Source organism: Vibrio sp. B183 (genome assembly GCF_000740665.1).
GTDB lineage: Bacteria > Pseudomonadota > Gammaproteobacteria > Enterobacterales > Vibrionaceae > Vibrio > Vibrio coralliilyticus.
In genome coordinates this window covers 204,232-224,209 of sequence record NZ_JPQB01000004.1, presented here as the reverse complement: position 1 = coordinate 224,209, position 19,978 = coordinate 204,232, and the positions used below count along the sequence as shown (strand labels likewise).

Genomic DNA, 19,978 nt, shown 5'->3' with positions numbered 1-19,978 from the left:
TCGGATAAAGAGAACAATAATGAACAAGCACAAACAAATGATGATCTTCAAAGCGATTGTCGAGGCAGGCTCGATTTCAAAAGCTGCTGACAAATTGGAGTTGTCGAAATCAGTCCTGAGTACTCACCTTAAACAGCTGGAGAGTGAGCTCGCCACCGATCTGTTAAAGCGCACCACTCGTAAGCAGTCACTCACTCCTGCAGGCGAAAGGTTCTATCAACACTGCATCACAATGAACGACGTTATGTCGACAGCGTGGGATGATATTCGTCAATTACAAAAAGAGCCCAGCGGCAAACTGTCTATCACCGCGCCCATTGCGTTAATGGAGAGTATTGTCGTCCCTGCCCTGAGTGATGCTTTTGCTCCTTTTCCCGGTGTATCACTAAACTTAGTCGCGGAAGATAAGCAGTTAGACTTAATGCAACACGACATTGATTTAGCCATTCGAGTTGGCGAGTCGCCGGACAGTAATGTAAAACAAAAGCGCATTGGTCAATTTCGCGATGTGTTATGTCAGTCAGTTCAAAGTCACCAATCGCCTGAGACCGCTAAGTACATCGCCAACAACTGGCAGCCAAAAACCATCACACATCTTTTTCACGATATCAACGGCGACAATGCAACTGAGCTTAGATACCTCACTCATCATAAAGTCAACACGGTCAGCCAAGTGGCTAGCCTTATTCGGCAAGATATGGGGATTGGTTTACTTCCAGACTTTATGCTCAGCCAATATCCAGACTTGCGACCCTGTTTTAAACAAAAACAGCTGATGCACAATAATGTCTATGCGCTTCATCCTTACTCCAAATCTCCCCCAACTTCGGTGATCAGAGCCATAGATTCGATCGAGAAAAGACTGAAATCCGTGACGGAATTTTGAACAGCTGTTTAACCTGGATCAAGCTTCACGATTATTTCACCAATTGTTCAAAAACTGTGTCCTACAATTGTAAAACGCGTCAGCAAACTAGATAAGGAGGACAGCATGATTTCAACATTTAGGGATTACGAATTACAAGACAAAAACCATTTCCATGCTCATATAGAGGTCAACCCAACAGGGTTATTAGATGTTGATATTATTGAAAAAAATGAGCATCACCAAACGGAGCTGTGTGACATCAGTTTCGAAAAGTTGGATGGTAAAACACGCATTAAAGGAAAAGAAGCACAACACCAGTGGCAGATGGATCTGGATGATAGAGATGCGACTGAATTGCACCATCTAATATCTGAAGCCAATGAAGAATATGAGATTTTAATGCGTGATTTGTAAAGCTTGTTAGTCAGGAAAAGTGCTATTTGCTGGCGCACTTTTCCTGATACATCCGTTTGTCAGCTTCTTCAAGTAAAGAATCAATCGACATATCCGAAGACGGCTTAGCGACGACAATACCGACACTAAATTTAATCTCGTAACCTCTGTTTTCCTCATCATTAAATCGCTCAACCGACTTTCTAAACCTTTCCACTGCGATTTCAGCCACTTTTTCTGTCAGCCCTGACATAAAGACCACAAATTCGTCGCCACCAATTCTGGCAAAAACATCCGAATCGCTGAATGAACTTGCCATCAAATCAGCGAACTGCTGCAGTGCTTCATCGCCTGCTTTATGGCCTAACTTATCATTAATTGCTTTAAAGTCATTCAAGTCAAAATATGCTAGCGCGATACAAAAACCGCCCATTCGGCAATAGTCCATTGACTTCTCACTGAGTTCGAAGAATCCACGACGGTTGGAAATTTGCGTCAGAGGATCGAGCGTTGCTTGAATGGTTGCTTCCAACTCTTGTTCGGCCACCTTTGCCAAATCAACTAAGTCTGCCATTTGCTGCATGGTCAGCTCACGCGGTTTCGTATCAATGATACATAACGTGCCGAGCTTACTCTGGTTGTGATAGACCAGAGGGACGCCTGCATAAAACCGAATAAAAGGCTCGCCCATAACAAGCGGGTTATCAAGAAAACGCGGATCTTTGGTTGCATCATTAATAATGAAAGGGCCGTCATCATTAATGACATGTCCACAAAACGAGACATTCCTTGCGGTTTCACGAACAGGGAGGCCAATGCATGACTTAAACCACTGACGATGGTTATCTACTAAACTCACTACCGCAATCGGCACATCAAACAAATGCTTCGCAATACGGGTGACACGATCAAAACGTTCTTCAGGTTCGGTATCGAGAATATCAAGAGAATGAAGGTCTTTGATTCGTTGTGCTTCGTTATCAGGAAAGTCAGGCTCTTTCATCAGTACTGCTCTTTGGAAATGATTAACTATGAGCTTAGCACTCAGCGCTCAGCTTGCTGAGTTTGAACGCTATTGATGAATACTTGAGTAAAAAACTGTGATATTTAGCTGAATATCAAGGTAGCGGCGCAATGAGTCACGCCGCCAAGTCCATGTTTAGGATAAGGTTAATAGTGGTTCAAACTTAAACATATCATCAAAGCGACAAAACTCTACAGCGCCATGTTTCAGTCGACCGAAGGACTGAGAAAAGCGCTCTGAAATACGTTCAGCAACTTGCTGCAGTTCGACCTTTTCACTCTCTTCAAGCTCCATGATGCGGTAGCTGAGCGTGATGTGGAAATGATAATCGTCAAACTCAGGCATGTTGATGCCCGTTGATGCTCTTAGTTGTTCACGGCAATTTTTCAGGGCCAGATCTGATTCGTCCGTCGTCGGTTTAATTCGAATTGACGTGCCACCAACCGGGCAGTTATAGACATAATCAAACATCATTTCAAAACCTGAGTGGGCCCCGATCTGGCTCACTGCACTGGCAAAAAAATCCGTAGTTTGAGCTAAAGGCGCATCAAGGGGCAATTTGCTGGTCCACTTCTCTGGCTGTCTGACTTGATCACATACGCCTTCAAACACCGTCATATGCATTGAAGAAATCGGCAAAAACGAAAACTTAGCAGCACATTGCATCGCTTTAAGCTGGCTTTGTGCCCACTCAAGTTCAGCAATTAAATCAATAGATTGATCAATATGACAGATGAAAGTGTTGCCGGGGAAGTGTCGGACTGTACCGTCTTGATTAAATTTGACCCCAACCGCTGGTGCATAGTTCATGAGTAGCTCTCCGCATAATTTTCGATATATACTACCTCCAATAAGTTAAGTTAGTTAAGTTAATTTATTCAAAAAAGTAAAATTGTGAGCTTTACAGGGAATTGGTTCCCTTTATTGGCGACAAACCATTACCCAGATAAGCCCACCAACCTGTCAGGCAGGCAGGAAAGCTAATCAATAACGCGCTGATATATAAGGGTAATGAATGAAAAAGCTAGCATGCTTTAAAGCCTATGATATTCGAGGCAAACTCGAACAAGAGCTCAATTACGACGTGGTGTATCGTATCGGTCGAGCATTTGGTCAATATCTGAATGCCAAGAAAGTCGTGGTGGGCGGTGACGCGAGAGCCACCTCCGAGCCTCTTAAACTGGCACTGGCCGATGGCTTGATCGATGCCGGTGTCGATGTCATCGACCTTGGCCTGACGGGCACCGAAGAGATCTACTACGCCGCACAAGTCATGGATGTGGACGGTGGTATTGAAATTACTGCCAGTCATAACCCTATAGATTACAACGGCTTAAAGTTAGTTCGAGAAAATGCCAAACCCATCAGTGGCGATACTGGCTTAAAAGACATTCAGGCATTGGCAGAACTGGCTGAATTTATTGAACCAGTTCAAAAAGGCCGCTACCAGCAAGCCTCTCACCTCAACGAGTACACCGAACACCTGCTCAGCTATATCGACAAAGACCATATCAAGCCACTGAAGCTGGTCGTGAATTCAGGTAATGGCGCCGCTGGACACGTGATCGATGCTTTGGAAGAGCGCTTTCAGCAACTGCAGATACCAATTGAGCTCATTAAAATTCACCACGAGCCGGACAGCAATTTCCCCAATGGCATTCCGAACCCTTTGCTCCCTGAAAACCGCCACGCTACATCATCCGCAGTGCTAGAGCATAAGGCCGATATGGGCATCGCTTGGGATGGTGATTTTGATCGCTGTTTCTTGTTTGATGAACAAGGCCAGTTTATCGAAGGCTACTATATTGTTGGCCTACTGGCAGACGCATTTCTTGCCAAGCACCCTGGTGCAAAGGTGATCCATGACCCTCGCTTAACATGGAATAGCATCGATATAATCGAGCGAAGCGGTGGTGAAGCGGTCATGTCCAAAACGGGCCACGCCTTTATCAAAGAAAGAATGCGCAGTGAAGATGCGGTCTATGGCGGAGAGATGAGCGCACATCATTACTTTCGTGATTTCGGATACTGTGATAGCGGCATGATTCCATGGCTACTGGTCAGCGAACTTATCTGTCGCAAGGGCCAACCTCTGTCGAACTTGGTAGCTGAGCGCATCGCAGCCTTCCCATCTTCTGGTGAAATCAATTCAACATTGGATAACCCAAATCAAGTTATTCAACGTATTAAGGCCATATTTGAGCAAGACGCACTCACCGTTAATTACACCGATGGCGTCAGCATGGAGTTTACCAACTGGCGCTTTAATCTACGTAGTTCTAACACAGAGCCAGTCGTGCGTCTCAACGTTGAATCCAGAGCAGACGTGGAACTGATGAAAGTGAAGACCGAACAAATTTTAAGCCTATTACAGCCAAAGTAATCTCTCACCATAGAGCTGTCGAATAGACAGCTCTATTCTTTCATGCAATTAAATTAACACCTTTAATCAATATCGCCATTTTTCCCTAACAAGATCACATTTCTACGCTCTTTTATTCAGTAAAACCCTAGCAAAGCTTAAGTCGTGAACACTTTCACAAAAACATTAAATTAACTTAGTTAATATAATTGTCATATTAGCTCTCTACTCTACGCGTTGATGCTAGAACAACTTCGACAGGAAAAAGGCAATCGAATGTCACGACTAGAACTTAAAAACATCTGTAAGAACTTTGGCGATTTTGTAGCGTCAAAAGACATCAGCTTTATTGCAGAAGAAGGGGAAATGGTTACCCTTCTGGGTCCATCCGGTTGTGGCAAGACAACACTGCTCAAGATGATTGGTGGATTCCACACGCCTGATTCTGGCGAAATCATCATTGGCGACGAGGTGGTCAATACGGTTTCTCCAGAAAAACGTAACACCTCAATGTGTTTCCAGTCTTATGCCTTATTCCCTCACTTGAGTGTTGATCACAATATCGCTTTCGGTCTCAAGCAGAAGAAAGTCAGTAAGCAAGATCAAATCACCCGCGTAGAAGAAGCTGTCACTCAGGTTGATCTAGATGAACATGCGCACAAGATGCCAAGTGAGCTTTCAGGCGGTCAGCAACAGCGTGTTGCGCTGGCGCGTGCAATGGTCACTCGACCAGCCGTTATCCTTTTCGACGAGCCCCTGTCTAACCTAGATGCCAAACTGCGTGAATCGGTTCGTTTCGAAATCCGTGAACTGCAAAAGCGATACAACCTGACTGCCATCTACGTAACGCACGATCAGGCCGAAGCACTGGCGATGTCGGATAAAATTGTGGTCCTGAACAAAGGTCGTATCGAGCAGGTTGGTTCGCCAGAAGACATCTACTACCGTCCGGCTAACCGATTTGTCGCCGATTTCATTGGCGCCGCTAACATCATGCCTGCGCAGGTGAAGTCCCTAGATCAGGACAATACCTACCAAATTGACACAGAACTGGGGCAATTCGTTGTTGAATCGGATGAGAGACCAAAAAGCGAATACATCTATGTGAGCTGGCGTCCGGAAGATGCCGAGATCGCCACCAGCGAATGTGAGAATAGCTTTGCCGCTAACGTACAGAAAATGGCCTTTATGGGCAATGTCACTGACTTGGTGCTACAGCCAGCGGAAGGTTCAACTATGGAAGTGCGAGTTCAATTACCGAAGAAGCCGGTATTTGATGATCAATCACTGAACTTCTCCATTCCAAGAAAAGGCATTCGTTTCCTAGAAGAGGTCAGCGCATGAACAAAAACATCGCAAGCTGGAAAGTGTGGCTGATGCTGCTTCCCGGCGTTGGCACCATCATGCTTTTGATGGGTTCCACCTTCTACATGGTGGTCGCACAAAGTCTGGGCTTCCACAATATGATGGGCGAAAGTGGCTTCTCCCTCACTTTCTGGCAAGAAGCATTGGCTGATGCCAAACTGCACAAATCTCTGATTTACTCGGTCAAAGTCTCAGTGATTGGTGCACTTGGCGCCGTAGCGATGGCTTATCCTCTGGTACTGTGGCTACGTAAACCGTTCCCAGGCTCAACCACCATCACAGGTGTGTTAAGAGCACCTATGTTCATCCCGGGCTTGGTAGCGGCTTTCCTTCTGGTTAACGTGATCTCTTACCACGGTATTGTTAACCAAATGCTCATGGCTGTCGGCATTACCGATAAACCGATTCGTATGCAGAACGACGATTTCGGTTGGGGCGTAATCATGCTGCAAATCTGGAAACAGTTGCCATTTGCCATGATCTTGTTGGCAGGTGCAGTGAACTCCATTCGAAATGACGTGCTTGATGCTACCTCTGATCTAGGTGCTTCAGCTTGGAGCCGCTTTAAAGGCATTATCTTCCCGATCTCTATTCCATCGCTTCAGGTGTCACTGATTCTGATCTTTATCGGCGCACTGGGTGATTACTCGTTCTACTCCATCGCGGGCCCGAAGAACACCTATTCACTATCGATGCTGATGCACATCACATCGACAGAATTTATGGAATGGAACAAAGGCGCGGTTATCGCTGTGATCATAATGGTCACCGCTGTTGTCGCTGCTCTGGCTATCTCTCTATTAACTGCTCCACTCGCTCATAAGAAAGGGAGATTGAAATAATGACTTCTCTGGTATCGAAAGCTTTGCCAAACAGCAGCAAACCGAAAGTAAAAACCGCTAATGGCAAGCTGATCAATAAGATTGCCATCGGTCTGTTTATTGCGGTCAACTTCTTCTGGTTGGGTGTTCCTTTCATCATGGCACTATTGTGGTCTCTGGTTGACCCTGAGCACCCTTGGAGCTACCCAGATGTGCTTCCACAGGTTCTTTCATTTGGCCGCTGGACAGACATGTGGGAGAACTCAGGCCTGGTTGAAGCGCTGCAAAACAGCTACACCATTGCTCCAGCGGTTGCGATTCTGACCGTACTACTGGCCCTACCGACCGCTTACGCGTTAGGCCGTATCGATTTCAGAGGCAAACGCGTGGCGGAAGTCATCACGCTACTGCCACTGGTTATGCCTGGCATGATCATCGGTGTCTTCTTCAGTTCGATGTTAATTGCCCTTGATTTTTCAAACGCCTACGTCGGTATCGTTATTGGCCACACTGTTCTGGCGTTGCCTTATGCGATCCGTATTCTTTCGGCGAGTTTTAAAAGCGTACCGCAAGACTTGATCGATGCGAGCCGCGACTTGGGTGGTAACTCTTGGACGACATTCAAAAACGCTTACCTGCCAATGCTGAAGCCTGGTCTGCTAGCGTCACTGATCTTCTGTCTGGTGATCAGTATTGAAGAATTCAACATTGCCTTTGTACTGGGTTCACCGGATTACGTTACCGTTCCGACCATTTTGTACTCCTACTTAGGTTACTCATTTATTCGTCCGAACGCGGCGGTGGTCTCTCTGATATTGGTGATTCCTAACGTGATTCTGATGCTGATTATTGAACGTCTGCTGAAAGGTAACTATCTGGCAGAGTCGACAGGCAAAGCCTGATTCATAACGAATGTACCCCTAAACATAGAAATCTATAAGAGACACAACAATGAAAAAATTGCTTCTTACTGCTGCCATTGCAGCCACTGCCGGTCTATCGACCAATGCACTCGCGTATGACCTGAACGAGATGACTTGGGATCAGATCGTAGAGCAAGCCAAAAAAGAGAAGATGGTCAGCGCGTACATCTGGTACCTCCAACCAGAATTCCGCCAGTTCTTCCGCTCATTCGAGAAAGAGTACGGTATCAAAGTGCGTGTACCGGAAGGCAACGAAGCCGGTAACAGTAACAAGCTGCTTGCAGAAGGGAAAAGAGAGCAAGGTTCTATTGATGTGATGGCGCTCGATACCGTCAAGCTGCCAATGATGATGCAAAGCAACCTGGTCTACGGCCCATTGACGGATATTATTCCAGACAGTGACAAGCTACGTACTAACTTGGTGGGTGTTGACACCCAAGGCTACGCTTATGCCTTCTGGGGTAACCAGACGGGATTTGCTTACGACCCAATGCGTGTCGATGAGAAAACGCTACCTCAGTCATTTGAAGACCTGACAAACTGGATCGAAACCCACCCAGAGCAGTTTGGTGTTAACGATCCGAACAAAGGCGGTGCGGGTAACGCGTTCATCCAGCGTGCCATCTACCACGTATCGGGCAACAACGACGCTTACTTCCAGAGCGAAATGGATAAGTCTTCGATGACACAGTGGTCTAAGACTTGGCAGTGGTTTGATGACCACAAAGACAACATTGTCATCACCGCATCGAACGCAGACAGCCTGACTCGAATCAACGATGGTGAAATCGCGATGGCACCAGCGTGGGAAGATCATCTTGCGGGTCTACAGAAGAAAGGGGCGATCACTAAGCGCATCAAGTTCTACATTCCTGAATTTGGTATGCCGGGTGGCGGTAACATCATCATGATGCCACAGAACGCCAAAAATAAAGCTGCCGCTGCCGTCTTCATCCATTGGATCACCTCAGCGCAAGCACAAACGGGGTTAAATACGGTTTTCGGCGCAGCCCCTCAACACCCAGATGCTGATGACTCAAACGCATTGGTCGATAAAACCCAACGAGGCTACAGCTCTGAATTCTTTACTTCAGACTACGCAACTGAAGCGAAAAAAGCGTTTGTAGAGAACGTATTAATGTAATAATTCACGCCCGGTTTCGGCCGGGCCTATTCGATTAGTCACTTGAATGACATTGCTTGGTGATTAATCAAATAGAACGATTAGGTGGTGTGCTTGCACTTTGTCACGCTTTCCACCAGACGAACAATAAAATTAAACCTAACGAGTTAAGGATTGAATGTGATTGATTTTGGCTCCGATACACAGCGTCAAATACTATCGATAATCCATCGCAATGCGCCAACAACACGCGCCGCGATCGCAGAGAAGAGTGGCCTGACGCCAGCTGCGATCACGAAAATCACCAAGAAGATGCTCGATGATGAGCTAATTCAGGTAACGGGTAAACAAAAAGGTTCACGCGGTCAGCCGGGCATTGAGCTGGGTATTAATCCAAGTGCCGCGTACAGTCTCGGCATCAACATTGAACTTGAAAAAATCAGTATTGAGCTGGTCGACTTTACCGGAGAAAGTGTTTTTTCCCGCGCCATTCGCGGCATTTTTTCTGATCCTGAATCCGCTATCGATGAACTCTCCGATCTGCTTCAGGTGACGTCCAAAGCATTTGCCGAAGAATTCGACAAACTGATCGGCATTGGTATGACTACCAGTTGTAACTTTGTGCAGGGTAGCGACAGCATCACCATGCCACCGCATCTGAAAAAGTGGGAAGACATCGATATTCCTAAACGTATCGGCCAACATTTCAACTGCCCGTGTTGGATAGATAACGATGGTAACGCCGCCGCACTGGGGGAGTCCGTGCGCTCTAAGCGAGCTCGCCATGCGAACTTTTTCTACCTTTATCTTGGCTACGGGATTGGTGGTGGCCACTTCTTCAATGGCCAGACTTATCGCGGTGCAGGCGGAAACGCGGGCCGTATCGGTAAACTGTTCCCGGATCGCAACAACCGCCCTTCTCTCTCTTGCTTGTATGACTACTTAGGCATGTCAGAGCCGAGCCCACATCGTGAAGAGATCCTGTCGACTTTGTTATCGAAGAATCCAGAAAAAGTCACCGAGTGGAAGAAAAACGCGCAACAACAATTGGTATCTGCGCTGCAAGCCATTCGTGCCATCTGTGATCCAGAAGAGATCATCGTCGGCGGTCTGTTGCCACCAAAACTGGTTCAGGAGCTACACACTGCCAGCATGGAATCACTGCAACACTATCTGGAAGACGAAGAAACCATGCCCAACATCACTCCCGCTACCTTGTCCGGAGACAAGATGGCGGCGACGGGGGCAGCCATGATTCCGCTCTACCAACTGGCTTACTCCGCGGCCTAACCGACCCTATAGGGCGTGATTGATCACGCCCTGCCTAAATTCTGTTCCTAAGCGTGTAAAACACCCATGAAAAATCAGACACATAGCCCGAAAACCAACCAAATTTCAACCGATGCGTGCCAAAAGCTCTCGGCAGAGCACTGGAAAACGCAGACGATCGCACCCGGTGCCTACTTCAATCCCAACGCACTGACAGGATTCAAAATGGCACAGGGCCCGCTTGGTAATCCGCTCCACCCTAATACAGAGCCAACATTTGAAGCAGACCTGAGTGAACTGTTCGAGTCAACTCAACAGTCACAACCAGAAATTGAACTCAAACGCGTGCATTTTCAGATGCCAGCGATCAATCCAGAATCACTGCCTGGGCCGCAAGATTACACGCAAGTAGAAGAGCCACAACCACTTTCCACTACCTCAGTAACTCTCGCATGGGTGAAACAAGAGAAGCTCAAGCAGACTAGCATCGGTTATCACTTTGAGGGCAACCAGCTCGCTAACCTGAGAGACCGATTGGCTGAGGGCAAAGCCTTTCGCGGCTTAGTGGGCAACCTTGGTTACTTCATGACGAAAGAGCTCAACGTCGGCAACCATATCTGGTCACACAGCAGACGCTACCCTGCCTCGGAACATCAGTTACCAGAAAGGCTGGCTTACCTCGGTTTTTACTACTTTGGCGATGCTAAGGGACAAGTCGAGAGTGCGGGTTTTCAGAGCGCGCATAGTGCTGGTATTGGCGTGAAACATAGCGGCGAAGTCAAGATTCTACCCGCAATTCAATGCCATGCGTATGATCTCACCATCGCCGGGCAAACCCTAAAAGTTGAGAACATCAACCCAGAATTAGACAAGGTCGCTCAACACGATATTGCAATCTTCAATGTCAACTTTCCGCTGAGCCACAAAGGGCCATTGGTCGAATTTTCTCCTATGCTCCCGCTTGAAGATCGCATCAATATTTTCATTAGTAACCAAGGGGATGGCCAGCGTCCGCACGAGCATGTCGTTAAGGTGTGGCGCGGAGAGTGTCCACTGCCATCCTTTGGCGTCGTGCTCTCAATCAAGTCTTGCCTGTTTGACGCGCTTTACCCACATGGGTTGGAGACAAATACACCAGTCTCGGTCACACCATACTCTCACCAATGTGATTTCGCCGAATATGCACAAATTCTTGCCGGACTGGTGCCATCCGTAATCGGCGGCGAAAGTATTGTCCCGACTGGTGCAGCATTTACGGCTCAGCAAGCAGAGCAAGCCCTCGATGAAGTGGCAAACACAGACGCGCCTCTGTCACGTACAGGTAAAGAAACCAATAACTTTGACGCCATCATCCGTGAACCGGGCGGCTTGTTTATCGAAACTGAAAACCATGTGGGCTATCTACTCTTTGATGGTCGCCATGAAATGAGTGTTGGCGTGAACATTGTCGATGTAGCGAATTTAGTCAGCCGTTTGTCTCAGTCTGATATTGACCTGTTTGACGGTGAGACGATACGCAATGCCATATCAATTGACGGTGGTTCAGCAATGAAAGCCTACGCAGTCAACGTCGGTAACGGCACTGTCTCAATGGATATTTTAAACCGCGTTGCTGCGGGCAGTCGAAATGCTCCCGGCAACGACACACAAGGGTTAAACCTTTATTCAACAGTTGTAATGGAGCTATAAGTCATGCGAATTTTGTTAACCCACTATCGTGTCGGTGAAACCGATGGTGTGTCACTAGAAATGGATAAATGGAAATGGGCACTGGAGCAGCAGGGCCATGACGTCTTTTACATGGCGGGTAGCTCTGGCAGTGTGGAAGCGGAGTGCATTGATGCGCTACGTTATGAAGACGAGCTGAACGCAAAAATCACTCAGGATGCGTTCATAGCGCCAACCTACTTTGAAAGCGAAGAAGCGTTGCTGGCCGCGATTCACGGCCAAGCGGAAGAGATCGCGACACAAGCAACAGCGATTATCGAAAAGCTCGACATCGACGTGATTGTTCCTAATAACATCTTCGCTGTTGGCCACAGTTTGGCCGCTGCGATTGGACTAGAAAAAGCAGTAGAAAACACAGGCGTCAAAGTAGTCAATCATCACCATGACTTCCACTGGGAACGCGAGAAGTTCAGCCAGCCTTGTTACCCGAGTATCCAACGTATTCTCGACAAGCACTTTCCTCCGCAACGTCTACAAGACAAGCACTGTGTAATCAACCAGTTGGCAAATGAATCTCTGAAAAATGCGACGAGTTATGACTCAACAGTGGTACCGAATGTCTTCGACTTCGATGGTTGTGATTGGAAAATCGACGACTACAACCAAGATCTGAGAAGCGAATTCGGTATTCGCGAACAAGACATAGTTGTCTTACAAGCAACACGTATAGTGGCTCGTAAGGGGATCGAGCTGGCCGTCGACCTGATCGCCGACCTTCAGAAAAAGCTACCACAATGGGTAGGTAAATCGTTGTATCGTGGACAAAAAATTGAATCTGATAGTCGCATTATTCTCGTGTTAGCGGGAATGAACGAAGAAGACGAATACTACGACAAACTCAAAGCGAAAGCTCAGCAGATGAACGTTGAGCTACTGGACATCAACCACCGTATCGAGCATTCACGTGGTGATAAAAGCGGCATCAAACAGTACTCTCTTTGGGACGCCTACGTTCACGCCGATATCGTCACCTACCCAAGCTGGCTCGAAGGCTGGGGTAACCAATTCCTGGAAGGTCTGGTAGCCAACGTTCCTCAGGTGGTATATCGCTATCCAGTATACAAAACAGATATCGAGCATTTTGGCTTCCACATTATCGACCTCGGTGATGAGCTAAGCTGGGATGACAACAACCTCGCGCAAGTGTCTTTGCAGCGCATCGGTGCAGCCGCAGAACAAACCGAAGCATACCTATTCGACACAGCCCTACGTCAGCAACACATGCAGGAGAACTACGCCATTGGTCAGAAACACCTATCGTACAAGGCATTGAGCGACATTCTGGCGACGGTATTCTAAAGCTATAGACACAAAAAACGGGCCTTTTGGCCCGTTTGTTATTTATCTACATTAGACTGAAACAGGAACGGGGGCTGGCGCTGGCGTCGCGGATTTCACCGCAAACTCATGACCATCCAGTAACCCTTTACCTTTCTTCAGTTCATTCAATCGCGCATTGACCACTCCATCTTTACTGGTGAAATCAATCTTATAGCTACCAACATATTCCTGAACATATTTACTCGACAGCGATTTGAGCTTGTCGATATAGACGACCGCTTTATCGAAGTCACCTTGCGATACGACTTCAAGCTTAGGTGTCAGCAACTGAGCAAACTTGTAGGGGTGGCCGACAAAGCCACTGCCCATCACCAGAGCCGCGACAACAGGTGTGGTAATCACCGCACTCTGGAACCATTCCGAGAACATTTTATGGTCATTCACTAAGCTGCTTGGCGCAGTACGGTTGTTCCACTCTTTCTTAGCACGCTTCACAACTTTGGCCACAAGGCTGCGTTGTACAAAGAAGTCCACCAGTTTGATAATCCGCTCAAGAATACTGGTGATTAAGCTGATCAGTGAACCTACCCCTGCAGCAGCATCACCTGCCGCCTGAAGGCCAATGCCTGCAACGCCCATGGTAAAGTCTTTGATTCCACCCAGAGCGCCTTTTGCAGAGTGGCGCGCCAAAGCATTTGAAATGATACTCGGGTGACCACCAAGCAGCTCAACACCACGACCGCGGTAGATTTGTGAAATCAGGTCTTTGGATTTCAGCACTGACTTTTTCGCCGCAGAATAAAGCCCAGAGGCACTTTGTACATAACCCCACCCTGGAATCAGAGTAGAGAAAGTACCTGCAAATTTACTCGTTAGCCAAGTCCCAATTTGGGCAAGCCACTCGATGCCATGCAACAAGTCACCATAAATGTTTTCCACTTTATCCAGCAAAGAACGGAAAAATTCGGAGAATAGCCGTTTCAGCTTCTCCTTAACCGCAGAAGTGACTTCACCCACTTTATCCGCCGCCTTAGATATCTTTTTCGCAACCTTACTGTTTTTCAGCTTGGTCATGGTATCGGTTTTATTCAGCAGGCCCATTGCCGCATCTTTAAAGTCAACGAAGGGCTCAGTTCCGACCACAAAGGTTTCAAAAAAGTGCGCGTTGGAAATCTTCGCCACTTTGGTAATTTCAGTATTGGCGAGCATGTACATCGCACCCATGCGAGCATCGGCCATCTGTGCAACCTGAACACCCAGTGCTGTGTTCTGGGTCTTACCAAACATTTTGTCTTTAATCAGACGCTTTAATAGTTTTATCTGCATGCAAACCTCTGCCCAAACAATAACGACACATAAATTATTTATGTCAAAAGTGATAATTACATAAATAAGGCAAATAATAGCGAGTTTTATCAGTTATCTGGTCTGTTTTGCTACTCTAGTTGCAAAAAAGCACACGAAAACTGGGGATTAATGTAGGAGTATAGTCAAGAACGGCTGAAACGATAGTGCCAAGCACAACCACCATTGACTAGATAGTTGGCGGGCTGGGCAATATCGTACAGGCAGAATGATAGGGCTATTTTGTTGAGGAGGGTGGCAAAGCGAGCGCTAATACCGTTTCTTATTGGTGCGCAGCGTGGTTGACCTGCCATTCTGAACGAAGTACACCATACTTAACGGAATCATAGTATGTGCCTTCAAAGTACCTCACTTTTCGCAAACAGGCTTCTTGTTTGAAACCTAACTTGGAAGCACAAGACATCATGCGTGGGTTGCCTGACCATGTTGTTAGGCCGACCCGTTCAATGTCGTAATTGGCAAACAAAAATGTCACCCATTGTACTAAAGCCTGTGGAGCAATGCCTTTTCCCCAGTAACTGGAGTCATAGATTGACACGCCCGCTTCCAGCCAGCGGGTTTCTTCACATTCCCAATAACACCCAACCGTCCCTACGGGAGTTCCTTCATACGTAATCACCTGCATGTTTTGTCCCTTAAGTAAGCGAGCAAATGCGCCTTTCTGAAACGCTTCTAGAGTCGGAGGTGTGTAAGGGTAATAAGGTCCATCATATTGAGTCCATTCTGTATGCTTCGTTTGCAATTCGTAGAGGCGCGTCAGTTCATCAGGGGTTGCCGGCCTGATAAGCACACTAGAGGAAAGTGCCGTCATCATTATTTCCGTAAAATCATATTGAGCTCTTATTGGTATCCGTATTTAAGAGCGGCTAAATCTAAAAAACAAATAAGCTATAGGAATAAGACAGTGTCCCGATCCCGTGCTGAAAGTCCACGTCATCCGAATGAATGATTGGTGTTAGCGCGCTTAAAGACACGGTATGACGCCCGTATTTAGCATCAAAGCGTACGCCTGAGAACCACGCAATACCTTCCTCATCGATGTCCTTAATCTGCCCCACGTCAACACTGTTTGGGTTGGTTATCTGATAGTCTCCCTTAACTTTTACGTAGCCTGCTCCTAGTGAGATACCAGACTTAAACTCCCAATTACCAAGGTTAGGGAAATGGTAGAACAACATTGGGCTTAAAGAGACCGTCCAGCCCCGAACAGATGTACCCAGATTAGCCTCACTATCTTGATAAGCCGCCTCCTGTTCACTGACTTTGAAGTAGTTCAGTGAGTTTTCTATCGTATAACTCCAAGAACTCCCCCCAAAAAGATACACAGGGTCAGACGTGAGAGACACATTAGGGAAGTACTGGACGCCTTCCGCCATTTCTGCGACCTCGGTGCCTGAGGCATCCATAATCTTGATTGAATTTTTGTACATATTGACGCCAATATCGAGTGTCGCGCTTTGAGCAAATGCGGGGATCGACCCCAACATGAACCACATTAAACGCATCGTTCTCATCATCAAAAATCCTCTTAAGTATTTTCATCGGGCATACTGGGCTTTACAGTAGACTCTTACTAATATATAGGCATATATTTCTTGCCCGTTTATTATATTTTCCCATCAGTCGATAAAACATTCTGAACATTAGCAATAAACAAGAAATAACAGTAATTGGATATAATTATTTATCGAGTTTACTATTCGTAAAAATAACAACGCAATCGAACCGTTGAGCCACTTTTTAAGTGACGGCTGAGTATTTTATGCATGCTTAATTTAAAATCAATCATCTAAAAGAGTAAGCGTTAAGACAAACATTAGCCTCATAAAGTGAACTTAAAAAATAAAAACACTAATTCAACAAGTTAGAAAATCACCCATCGAATAGCCATAAATACTCATGGCGATAATGACAGAAAAATCTTACAGATGACAAAACCTTATTCATCTAATTTTCGTTAATCATTGCGCCTCAAAACCTCAATTTTATTGAGTGTAACGTCCTGTCTTCGTGATGAATTTTTCACGGAGATATAAAATACTCCAATTATTTACCTTCGATATTAACTCATATATCTGGTTATTTATAATCATTGGCATTAAATCACTTTTCCATTGTGGTAAGTCGAATAAAAAATACTATTTAAATACCGAACAACTTTATGGCGTAAGGAATGATATTACTCCCTTGTAAGATAAATCTTACGCGCAATTCATTTGCCAATGAATATTTCAACAATCAATACTAACACCTTGAGATTGTTAACATAATTTAAAGATGAGGCAAAACAGAATGCGCTTAGTTTATCGGGCTGATACACGCCCACCTTCAGAAATCTTTACTTTAGGTTTCAAACCCAGATTTCGCGGCGGTATACAAATTCAGCCAGGAGGTCAAATGATAGGAGGAATCTCGACATCAAAAGACATCACAATAGCCATGAATTATGCGTCGTTATATGGTGGCTATGTTTACGCCTTACATACCGATGATGCCGCCATTGATGTTGTTGAAGAACTTTTCAGAAAACGTAAGCATGCCGCTCTGCCCAATGCTTACACGCAAATGGAAATCGCATGCAACGCAATCCCTGCTAACCAGATACTCATGGCGCGTAAGGTGGTACGCGATAGCTACCGTAATATGTCGTGGGAGGGGGTTGTTACATCCAATCCAAATTATGTTCATGTCGAAAAACTCGCATTTGAAATCAAAACAGCCCACTACTTATTCAATTTGGACATTTCTTTTAAAGCGCCTCATTAAACGACAACTCATATTCTCGCGGCCCAACATGACATCACCATCTCTAAACCCAGAGGCGTTCATGCCCATTTTTGACAGAAAATAGCTTCAAGAAATTGGCAGAGCAAGTTGTTAATATTCTTCCAGCTCAGACGGTTACCTCAAAGTTACGTCAGGGCTACGCTAGCCCTACAGTGATAGCCAACTCAGACTGTCTACCTGTGTTTGTTCCTTCGATAGGGCTAGCGTTTTTACCGATTGACCATGACATTGTTATGTTTTGACAATCAGACAACTGCAACTACGTTTTAGAAGTTAGTTTCTGGCTTCGAATTTACTGGACTCTCTTTTGGGGTTTATGACGCGCCCTTCTCTGGGCGCTTTTTTTCGCTCCCGATAACCTGCAACAAACCTAAAAAAAGCCCCGCAAGTAAGGACGTTACTCGCAGGGCTAAGGGCAGTTAGGTAGAACTGGATTCAGGTTGTTAATTGCGACCAACGGGTGAAGAGCTTTTCAGTGATCCGATCAAATTTGGGGGCCAGCATATACAGCATCAGTACAAACAAAACCGAGCCGACGAGATCTATCGGTCGGTGCATTCCCAGCCAAAGGCGACTGTATGCCATACCTACCGCCCACACACTGAGTGCAGCGGCCAAACCATAGCGTCTTTTTTGAATAAACAGATTGCCAAAAAACGCCAGACAAATTGCAGCGAAAATCGTGTGGCCAGAAGGGAATGAGTAGTCTTTCTCGCCTAACCAATGGCGAGTTCGCCACGAGCTCACACTATGAGAAATATCATCGATCACATGCTGCTGTTGGACGGTGCTCAGATTGTAAAAGTGGGATGGCTGTGGGATCAGCAATTGGTGCGTTAACAGCTCAGTGTATGGGCGAGGGCTTTCTGTAGCTTGCTTTAGCGCCGTTTTGCTGGCAAAACCGATCAGAAGGATCAAACCAAGCTGAGCCATTTTACTTAGCCACTCAACACGGTTAGGGATCAGCTTCCACGAGATCGCGACCAAAACTAATAAGGTAAAGAGAAACCCTTTAGATCCCGCGGAATCTGTCAGCAACGTAAATGTCAGACCAAGTGGGTAGGACACTGAGCTCAATAAATCGATATGGCTAACCAACAGACTCATCGGTGCAATAACCAAAAGAAATACACCCAGAAGCCCAATACCATATTGTTTTTCGATCAGAAAATTCTTCACCGTGACGTCCCACACCGAATCAGTAAGATGCTGAATATTAGTCGACGTAACGTGGAAAATTTATCAACTCAATGTCAATTCGGTGAAAGATCGAACCGGCTTGCCTAGGTAATCACAAACAGCTATTTCATGTAAAAATATTCACTTAACGGACATTTATAAAATCTATTGTTTGACCCGATTTTTACACACAATATCAACCTGAGAGGGGGTAACTGGCTCCAACTCGAAATGACGTAAAATCCCTTTAATATCATCTCCCCTAAGCCTAGCCACTGCATAGTCATAATATGGCGGGTCTAACACTTCTTTAAGTTGGTATTCACCTTTGCTCTGACGTGCCAACACCAAGGTATATGGTGCCAGATTAAACGCTTCCGCGTTCGCCCCAGAGACGATTCTTATCTGCGGATTCTGCTCAGCAAACTGATTGAGGAAGTACGCCCAATCACCATACCACTCCCCTGCCAGTTCTGGGCTTTCCCCGAGCACGGCGACGATCTGGTCAGCCGCATAATCATGGCAAACAGGCGGCAATGAACCCACTGAAGAAGAAGTGACGGCCTGACAGCCACTAAATGAAGCAGCCCCAAAGACCGCTGTGATGAGGATCGTCGATTTCATTGCAACCTAGCTTTTCTTACGTACTGGAATGTTCAGATACAGCTTATTCTCAGGGTCAGCATCGTTAAAGCCAGCTGGGTAGAGTTCGAAGTCCGGCTTTTCCTCATATTCATAAGCGCTTTTCGGTAACCAGCTGCCCCATATATAACGCAGTGTTTCTTCCAACTGGGCAATTGGCCCTTTATGGGTAAAACGAGCGTAAGTCTGCTCTGGCATCTCACGCGTGATCATACCTTCTGGCACTTGATCGAAATTCTCTACCCGAGCGGAACAGATATAGACAAACGTCGTGCTTTCCTCAGCCTCTTCATATGACTCATAAATACCGAAATACTCATCGCCCATGCGGTTTGCAATGCTGTCCCGGTATGGTGCAAACCCCGACCACAGACGAGGCAGACTGAGGTCTTCATCTGTGTATTGATTGGCGATTCCAACCAACTTCATGGCCGGCTGCGTAATGATTTCCGGCTCCATGCTAATACGATTCTGCAGAAAACTGAGATCGTCTTCGTTAATTTGATTTTTATACAACAAACGGAAAGGTTCGTTCATTTTTCGGTATTGCGCAGGCGTCATGTTAAACAGCGCTTTGAATGCACGTGTGAACGCTTCCTGTGAATCAAATTGACAATCCATAGCAAGATCCAGAATGCCGACTTCTTCTGTGAGCAGGCGCTTGGCAGCCATTGTGAGACGGCGCTTACGCAAATACTCTTTAGGTGTGTCTCCGACCAAAGCTTTAAATACCCGACTGTAGTGATAAGTGGAGTAATGAGACGCGGCGGCGATCTGATGAACAGAAATTTTGTCGTACAAGTGCTGTTCTATATATTCAATACTTTTAAAAAAACGCTGCATTTCAT

Annotated in this window: 20 protein-coding genes; 12 read left to right on the top strand and 8 right to left on the bottom strand. The window is 46.1% G+C overall.

The genetic code is table 11. From position 1 onward, the window contains the following. The first annotated feature begins 19 nt into the window (after positions 1-19). Positions 20-886 (top strand): LysR family transcriptional regulator, encoded by an 867-nt coding sequence (locus IX95_RS04060; RefSeq protein ID WP_038157073.1) that lies wholly within the window; start codon positions 20-22, stop codon positions 884-886. Positions 887-991: 105 nt separating this feature from the next. After that, positions 992-1,282 carry a hypothetical protein gene (locus tag IX95_RS04055; RefSeq protein WP_006960032.1) on the top strand — a complete coding sequence of 97 codons (291 nt, stop codon included), beginning with the start codon at positions 992-994 and terminating at the stop codon, positions 1,280-1,282. 22 nt (positions 1,283-1,304) lie between these two features. Here the strand turns inward: IX95_RS04055 and IX95_RS04050 are convergent, their stop codons facing one another. Then, positions 1,305-2,264 (bottom strand): sensor domain-containing diguanylate cyclase, encoded by a 960-nt coding sequence (locus IX95_RS04050; RefSeq protein WP_038157071.1) that lies wholly within the window; start codon positions 2,262-2,264, stop codon positions 1,305-1,307. Between the two features lie 156 nt (positions 2,265-2,420). After that, complete coding sequence (locus tag IX95_RS04045) at positions 2,421-3,095, bottom strand: DUF1868 domain-containing protein (RefSeq protein ID WP_038157067.1); 675 nt, start codon at positions 3,093-3,095, stop codon at positions 2,421-2,423. 205 nt (positions 3,096-3,300) lie between these two features. Between IX95_RS04045 and IX95_RS04040 the strand changes: the two genes are divergently transcribed. The 8 genes from IX95_RS04040 (at position 3,301) to IX95_RS04005 (ending at position 13,175) form a co-directional block, all read left to right on the top strand. Next, on the top strand, positions 3,301-4,668 hold the full coding sequence (locus IX95_RS04040) for a phosphomannomutase/phosphoglucomutase (RefSeq protein ID WP_038157064.1): 1,368 nt from the start codon (positions 3,301-3,303) through the stop codon (positions 4,666-4,668). A 255-nt stretch (positions 4,669-4,923) separates the two neighbouring features. Beyond that, on the top strand, positions 4,924-5,991 hold the full coding sequence (locus IX95_RS04035) for an ABC transporter ATP-binding protein (protein ID WP_038157061.1): 1,068 nt from the start codon (positions 4,924-4,926) through the stop codon (positions 5,989-5,991). Further along, a complete protein-coding gene (locus tag IX95_RS04030) occupies positions 5,988-6,854 on the top strand; it encodes an ABC transporter permease (RefSeq protein ID WP_038157057.1) in 867 nt (288 codons plus the stop codon). The genes IX95_RS04035 and IX95_RS04030 overlap by 4 nt, the downstream gene beginning before the upstream one ends. Further along, positions 6,854-7,735 carry an ABC transporter permease gene (locus IX95_RS04025; RefSeq protein WP_006960026.1) on the top strand — a complete coding sequence of 294 codons (882 nt, stop codon included), beginning with the start codon at positions 6,854-6,856 and terminating at the stop codon, positions 7,733-7,735. Before IX95_RS04030 ends, IX95_RS04025 begins: the two co-directional genes overlap by 1 nt. A gap of 49 nt (positions 7,736-7,784) precedes the next feature. Next, positions 7,785-8,900, top strand: a complete 1,116-nt coding sequence (locus IX95_RS04020) for an extracellular solute-binding protein (protein WP_038157054.1) — start codon at positions 7,785-7,787, stop codon at positions 8,898-8,900. A gap of 159 nt (positions 8,901-9,059) precedes the next feature. Continuing rightward, positions 9,060-10,169: an ROK family transcriptional regulator gene (locus IX95_RS04015; RefSeq protein WP_038157052.1), complete on the top strand. Its 1,110-nt coding sequence runs from the start codon at positions 9,060-9,062 to the stop codon at positions 10,167-10,169. A gap of 66 nt (positions 10,170-10,235) precedes the next feature. After that, on the top strand, positions 10,236-11,837 hold the full coding sequence (locus tag IX95_RS04010) for a hypothetical protein (protein ID WP_038157050.1): 1,602 nt from the start codon (positions 10,236-10,238) through the stop codon (positions 11,835-11,837). 3 nt (positions 11,838-11,840) lie between these two features. Beyond that, positions 11,841-13,175 (top strand): glycosyltransferase family 4 protein, encoded by a 1,335-nt coding sequence (locus IX95_RS04005; RefSeq protein WP_038157049.1) that lies wholly within the window; start codon positions 11,841-11,843, stop codon positions 13,173-13,175. A gap of 51 nt (positions 13,176-13,226) precedes the next feature. Here the strand turns inward: IX95_RS04005 and IX95_RS04000 are convergent, their stop codons facing one another. The 3 genes from IX95_RS04000 to IX95_RS03990 form a co-directional block, all read right to left on the bottom strand. Continuing rightward, positions 13,227-14,483, bottom strand: a complete 1,257-nt coding sequence (locus IX95_RS04000; protein WP_038157047.1) for a hypothetical protein — start codon at positions 14,481-14,483, stop codon at positions 13,227-13,229. 301 nt (positions 14,484-14,784) lie between these two features. Then, positions 14,785-15,333, bottom strand: a complete 549-nt coding sequence (locus tag IX95_RS03995) for a GNAT family N-acetyltransferase (protein WP_038157046.1) — start codon at positions 15,331-15,333, stop codon at positions 14,785-14,787. 61 nt (positions 15,334-15,394) lie between these two features. Next, on the bottom strand, positions 15,395-16,039 hold the full coding sequence (locus tag IX95_RS03990) for a hypothetical protein (protein ID WP_038157044.1): 645 nt from the start codon (positions 16,037-16,039) through the stop codon (positions 15,395-15,397). An 880-nt stretch (positions 16,040-16,919) separates the two neighbouring features. On the opposite strand from IX95_RS03990, the gene IX95_RS03985 reads away from it, so the two are divergent. Together IX95_RS03985 and IX95_RS26210 are read left to right on the top strand one after the other, a co-directional pair. Further along, positions 16,920-17,288 carry a hypothetical protein gene (locus IX95_RS03985; RefSeq protein WP_152562000.1) on the top strand — a complete coding sequence of 123 codons (369 nt, stop codon included), beginning with the start codon at positions 16,920-16,922 and terminating at the stop codon, positions 17,286-17,288. Between the two features lie 71 nt (positions 17,289-17,359). Further along, positions 17,360-17,551, top strand: coding sequence for a hypothetical protein (locus tag IX95_RS26210; RefSeq protein ID WP_152561999.1), 192 nt, complete (start codon positions 17,360-17,362; stop codon positions 17,549-17,551). A gap of 193 nt (positions 17,552-17,744) precedes the next feature. On the opposite strand, the gene IX95_RS03980 is transcribed toward IX95_RS26210, so the two are convergent. From IX95_RS03980 to IX95_RS03970, 3 genes are all read right to left on the bottom strand, one after another. Continuing rightward, positions 17,745-18,488, bottom strand: coding sequence for a phosphatase PAP2 family protein (locus IX95_RS03980; RefSeq protein WP_038157040.1), 744 nt, complete (start codon positions 18,486-18,488; stop codon positions 17,745-17,747). A 165-nt stretch (positions 18,489-18,653) separates the two neighbouring features. Next, positions 18,654-19,112, bottom strand: coding sequence for a hypothetical protein (locus tag IX95_RS03975; RefSeq protein ID WP_038157038.1), 459 nt, complete (start codon positions 19,110-19,112; stop codon positions 18,654-18,656). A 6-nt stretch (positions 19,113-19,118) separates the two neighbouring features. Continuing rightward, entirely contained in the window at positions 19,119-19,973 is an 855-nt protein-coding gene (locus IX95_RS03970; protein ID WP_038157036.1) for an AraC family transcriptional regulator, read from the bottom strand. Positions 19,974-19,978: the final 5 nt, after the last annotated feature.